Origin of the sequence: Pedobacter fastidiosus (assembly GCF_014306625.1) — a bacterium.
Lineage (GTDB): Bacteria > Bacteroidota > Bacteroidia > Sphingobacteriales > Sphingobacteriaceae > Pedobacter > Pedobacter fastidiosus.
The window spans coordinates 58,542-64,541 of sequence record NZ_JACRYL010000025.1; the positions used below are offsets into that span (position 1 = coordinate 58,542).

Here is a 6,000-nt window from a genome sequence, read left to right on the forward strand (position 1 = left end):
GATTAATAATTCTAATAACAATATTTATTCTTCAGTGGATAGCAAAAAATGCACGGTCGCCAGAACAATCCACTTGGCTCTTTCTCGACAATTTACGAATATGTAGAATTAAAACATTTGCAACCCAGCTATGGCCGTTGCGACGGGGCCAACCTACTCCGATTTATACATTGAAGCCAAGAAATTCTTGAATACCTGCCTTTTGCCGAAAAATTGGTGTACGAGGCGGGGCAACATCGAACCCAAATGATCAATCAAGTTGCAAAAAAAATTATGAGAAAACAAATCTTAAAAGCAAAAAAATAGGTAAAAAGTCTTTGAGACCTTGACACATCGGGGTTCGGCAATGGCTCGAATTAGTAACAAATTTATTGCTGATTGAAAAAGAATCGTAGAACTACACACTGGAATGCCAGAGTAGATGAGCTTGATAGGTTGATGAAATTGGCACTAAAGAAATGGATAATAACGATTTCTGATGATTACAATTTAGTAAAGTATCGTAATCTTTCAAAATTTCCAAAATGAGGCGTTTCAAAATCTTCAGTTTGCTTTTCTTTTGTGTTTGTTTATGAATAAATCTTCACAACCTTCCTGAATTTCGGTTGTTGTAAACTATCGAGTTGAATCAATCCATTTACTTAGATCTGATCTAGACAAATAAAGACGTTTTCCCTACTTGTAATAAGGGACATGTCTATTATGAACTTTGCTATAAATAGTATTAACCGTAAGTGTTAGCATTGTAGCTGCTTGGTTGATGTTTAAAAACTGCTTAGCGCTCTCATCTTTAAAATTTTCTTTAGCTAACAGCAGTTGATTTATTTGTCCAACTTTTCATGAATTTTTTCAACCTCTTTTGGAAGATTACCGAAAGTAGTTTTCATATTATATTGAGGATAAAAATAAACCGGATAACTTGTATAAAATTAATTATTATAGTAAGAACTTCAATTTATATGCAAACTGTGTGCTAATGAAAACATAAAGCAATTCAAAAAATAATATAAATTGTAATTCAAATGTTTAGGAACTACAAATCTAAATGAGCCCTCTGACTATAGGTAATGTGAATCCATACTATTATTTTGCGATACATAGATTTTTATGAAGATTACCTTTTGGAATTTCCACTCCGTGATAGTCTATTTACCGTTTGGAAGCAGCCGCGATTTTCTACTTCTTGGATAGTGCCCCCGTTCCGAGCTTAAAAAACAGACATATCCTTCGATCGATGTTTTTAAAAGTCGTACACAGCAAATTGGGTATCACTATCTGTACATTTTCAGATACTTTTTCAGCTCACTCCTGGCCTGAAAAATATAAGTTTTTACCGTACCTAAGGGAATATTCAGTTCACCAGCTATTTCTTCATATTTATACCCTTCAAAATACCTCTGAAAAGCGATTCTATGTCCGGGCCGCAGAGCCTCCAGTGCCTTATTTATATCTTCGATTGCAAATTTGCCCTCGGATGCATTTTTGGTCGACGAGAGAATTAGGTTGGGACTCTCCAAGTCTTCATCAGATATAACCTCGCTCCTTCGCTTTGATTTTATGACACTGTTATAAAACGTATTCTTCATGATCACATAGAGCCATCCCTTTAAATTTGTACCATTATCAAACCGGTGACAAAACCTGATCCCTTTTATAAGTGTTTCCTGAAGAAGATCCTTGGCATCGTCTTCGTCCCTTGTGAAATGGAGTGCGTGTGAATAGAGCTGTGGCTGAACCTGCTTGGCAGCCTGTGTAAAATCTATTTGGTTCATAATATCTAATCATTGCAGCCTGCAGCCACTCTTTTTAATTTGTACCATAAACAATTCAATAAATTTCAAACGCTATTTTTCCCCTTTGGTTTGCGGATTTTGTAACAAATTTGATAATTGGTAGCACTTAGTTCGAAAATTAAAAAAATATGCACTTGATTGAGCTAATTCGATTATTGCTCGATATTACAGAGGCATTTATATTCAAATGTTAATACCGACCTATTGGCTGAGCATCCTCATTTTCGGCGAATCTAATGTTGGGATTTCGATATTCTTGATTTTTCAAAAACCATCGAGCCATTATTTTCCGGGATGGGGACTATTATCGGTTCAAGCTTCGAAAACCAGCTCCCGATAATTGCGGATTAGAAGTGTTGAGAATGCTATGGTTATATGTTGTTAGGAAATCCTTAGATACAATGTTTCGTCAAAGTTGATCATCAGAACATATTGATAACTAGAGATACCGGGCATTTTTTGGACTGGCAATCCCATAGAAAATGACAGTTGGGAAAATTGGACCGAAATCGGATTTATTATGGATTACACTACCAAACTATCACGACCACATCTCCAAAATTGCTGTAGTTTAACGGCTAATGGCTAGAAAGTTGGACCCGTTCTGTAAGAGTATCAATTTTTATGCGCAAGCAGATTGATCCTACGGGAGAGGTCATCAATATCAAAAGGCTTGGAGATAAAATCATCCGCTTCACAGGTATCTTTCATTTTGTCCATTCCCGAATTTGCGGTCATGATCACCACGGGAATATGCTGGGTCTGTACAGACTTTTTAATAATGTTGCAGACCTCGAGTCCGCTTCCATCAGGTAGCATTACATCAAGCAGGCAGATAACAGGTTCAAATGAGGCAAATTTGGAAAGAAATTCGGAAACTGTTCCAAAGCCCCGTACATCATAATTCTCCTCTTCTAGAACGATAGAAATAATATCAAGAATTTCCTGGCTATCCTCCAGGACACAGATTGTTTTCTTCATTTGATCTAATAGCGCATACGCTGGCACCGACAGTAGTCCTTTAACAAACCTGATTAACAACAAAATTGTTTTCATATTTTTGGCGATAACCCGCATTCCGTGCAATACAAACTCGCTTTCCAACATTCTGGGACTGATATCCCAGCTCGTTCATCAAAACAGCTACATTGATTTAGTTCGCTTTGATTTTGCGCTGTTCAATTGAAGCCACCTCTGCTTATGAATGCCTAGTACAATATTTAAGTTAAACAGGACATCATGCATACCGAAAACCTCCTATCTTTGGAACGTTTTTTGAAGTTTGTTTTCTATTTGATGATGTTAGAACCTGTAGAATATTTGCATTTTTTAGAGGGAAAAAGTATTTCTGTTTTGGAGGTAAGGTTTAAAGCGGACGCAAATGATCGAAACAGCGGACATAAAATCTCCTGGATAACAATTGAAGAAAAACGTGCACGTGTCAGAAAATTGACCCTCCGCTCACAGGATTTCTCAGGTGAAATTGCAGAGCGGTTCTTTGAGGAAGGCTACCTCAAATATAATGGACAGACTGGGACTTATATCGAAAAATTCAACTCAGCTCAGCATCATCTCACCAATAGTTCTGTTTCAAATATCCCCAAAATCCTTAAAGAGGCCATCGATGGGTTTTTGACCGCCCAAGCTTGACATCCTATAGAGCGCCTATCTACCTTAAAACGTTACCACCTATCAATTCCCATCCCAAGCTGGATGTGTCGGGATTTTTATTATATATAACCTCCAGATACCGAAATTTACCATAGATGCGGAAAAATAATAGGATTTAATTTCAAAGAATTGGTCTTTGCCAATTACAAAGAAAGACTCGCTCAAATTTATCTTAAGTAAAGTGTCATCGTGCTTACGGTTAGCGCGGGCAGGGAAGTACTAGGAAAAAGCTCGTACCAACACCCATCTCGCTTTCAAGATATATATGTCCCCCGTTGAGCTCGGCAAATTCCCGGCAGAGAACAAGACCCAGTCCCGTACCGGCTTCATAAGCAGTTCCCGGGGAAGAGAAAGTATTGGTAAGATCAAGGAGGCTGTCTTTGTGCTCCCTGGCAATCCCGGTCCCCTTATCTACCACTGCTATCCGGATATAATTGTTGATCTGCTCGGCGAAAAGGCGCACATCGCTACCGGGAAAACTGAATTTGATGGCATTGGATATCAGGTTTCGAAGTATGGTAGCGGACATTTGATAATCCGCAAATAACGTCAGTTCCGGTGGGGAACTAACCTCAAGCCTTATATTCTTTGCCTGTGCCTGCGCCTCGCAGACATTGCATGAATCAGCCAGAAGTCCAGAGACCCGCACAACTTCGGGCACGGCTTTTAATAGCCCGCTCTGGACCCTGGACCAGTGAAGAAGATTTTCCAAAAGCGTATAGGCCTGTTTGGCCGAACTATTTATACGCTGGGCCATATCACCGATCTTCCCCCGATCCAGACGTTCCGAGTTTTTGGCAATGAGCTCACTATAGGATAGCAGCGCGGTAAATGGGTTCTTTAGGTCGTGGGCAATCACAGAAAAGAGCTTATCCTTTGTCTGGTTCAGCAACTTCAGCTGGCTTTCGCTCTTCTGGAGTGCGGTGATATCCTGACAGATCACCAGAATCGTCAGCCCGGACTCCCCTGCCCCGTATTCCGGAATTACCTGAATGGAATAGGAACGTTCAGCCTCCCCCTCCCCATAATGATAACTTGCATGCTGGATGACCAGGGTCTGTTTTGCCAGAATAAGTTTGGGACTGAGCAGGTGCTCAAGCCCGTTTCCCCTTTCAAATACCAGATCAGGAATTCCATCATGCATTTCCCCTTTTTGCGCAGCAATATTGTTTGAATAGATACATTCAAGGCCTTCATCAAAGCGAAGGACCAGACCGGGCAGATTCTCCGCAAGGGTTCGGTATTTCTCCTCGTTATCCTTGAGGTTTTTAAAGATAAGGTTCGTCGGCTTTACGAAACCAGTCTCCACGTTGGCCTTATAGATAAGAGCGAATGCAATAAGCTTACCATAATGGCCAAGTTCATTCACCAGACCAAAATTGGAAACATATACGGCAAAACAGCATTCACTCAAAATCGTAAATATAATGGATGCAAGCAGTAACTGGTAGACGGCCCTACTGAAGTGGGCTCGCTTTTTGATCAGCAATATTGCACTAAGGATTAGTATAGCTATCACTATGTACTCTGCATAAACCTTGAACGGCGTCTGCCCTACCCCGTCAACAAAACAAACCGGGAATATCTGCCATACGAGGATAGAGAAAACGATGAGCCCGGTAATAAAGAAATAACAGATAAAAATGAGATCGGTGCTGACCCTTTTACGCCGCTCAATGAGCATGAACCCTATCAACAGCGTCACGGCCTCCAAAAAACGGGTCGAGATCCAGAACTGATTGGCTAGAAAGCCTTCGACAGGTATGATATTCATACCCCTATAAGTCAGGGTGTGCAGCAGATCGAGCGCACCGATGAAAATATAAGAGATTCCAACCAGGTGCAGGTATTTGTTATCCTGCATATTGCGGGAATTCCAGGCAACAATAAATACTGCAAAAGCGACAACAATGGAGAAAAGTTCCACCAGGGTATGAAACAGTATATACCCATGTTGCTTGCTGAAAAAAAATACCAGCGCAAGAAACACGATAACGAAGAGGGTTCGGAAATTATCCCTTAATAAGGAGCGTAGTCTGTACAAAGGAAATAGGTTTCGCGAATTTACGATTATTTATCAATTTAGTTAATCCATATTCTATAGCATCCAGATACTCTTTGATAACGTTACACGATTACGGCGAAATCAATTTATTTTCTACTGCACAAAACATGCACAGACACATAAGAATAGAGCAAGTTGGAATCTCGGAAACCAATATTTATTAAACTGCAACACCAACTTTAAATGGTTTTAGTTCAACTGTTTTAAACACGTTCAGACAAACCTATCTATCAAAGCGCAAGTGGAAATAAATAGCAAACCTTCAATTTGGAGTACTTTATAGGGAATCCCTACATGATCAGCATAGGGGAAGTGCTTCTGTGTACCTGATGTGAACTGTAGATTAAACGGCTATCTCTTTAAGGCAGCCAATAATAGGCTGTTGCAGTGTGTGTGAGCCCCTCCCCAAAAACTAGCCATTTAAAACTAGAGAATCGGGCGTTAAATTTAAGGTTTCAATGAACTCATTCG

General features: G+C 40.0%; 4 protein-coding genes. 1 reads left to right on the forward strand and 3 read right to left on the reverse strand.

The window, feature by feature from the left end; all coding sequences use genetic code 11:
* Window positions 1–1,271 precede the first annotated feature (1,271 nt).
* Together H7U22_RS20185 and H7U22_RS20190 are read right to left on the reverse strand one after the other, a co-directional pair.
* Window positions 1,272–1,772, reverse strand: coding sequence for an RNA polymerase sigma factor (locus H7U22_RS20185; RefSeq protein WP_187073149.1), 501 nt, complete (start codon window positions 1,770–1,772; stop codon window positions 1,272–1,274).
* 636 nt (window positions 1,773–2,408) lie between these two features.
* A complete protein-coding gene (locus H7U22_RS20190) occupies window positions 2,409–2,900 on the reverse strand; it encodes a response regulator (RefSeq protein WP_187073150.1) in 492 nt (163 codons plus the stop codon).
* A 132-nt stretch (window positions 2,901–3,032) separates the two neighbouring features.
* Between H7U22_RS20190 and H7U22_RS20195 the strand changes: the two genes are divergently transcribed.
* Window positions 3,033–3,443: a hypothetical protein gene (locus H7U22_RS20195; protein ID WP_187073151.1), complete on the forward strand. Its 411-nt coding sequence runs from the start codon at window positions 3,033–3,035 to the stop codon at window positions 3,441–3,443.
* A 220-nt stretch (window positions 3,444–3,663) separates the two neighbouring features.
* Here H7U22_RS20195 and H7U22_RS20200 read toward each other — a convergent pair whose 3' ends face one another.
* Window positions 3,664–5,508, reverse strand: a complete 1,845-nt coding sequence (locus tag H7U22_RS20200; protein WP_187073152.1) for a sensor histidine kinase — start codon at window positions 5,506–5,508, stop codon at window positions 3,664–3,666.
* Between the last annotated feature and the right edge of the window lie 492 nt (window positions 5,509–6,000).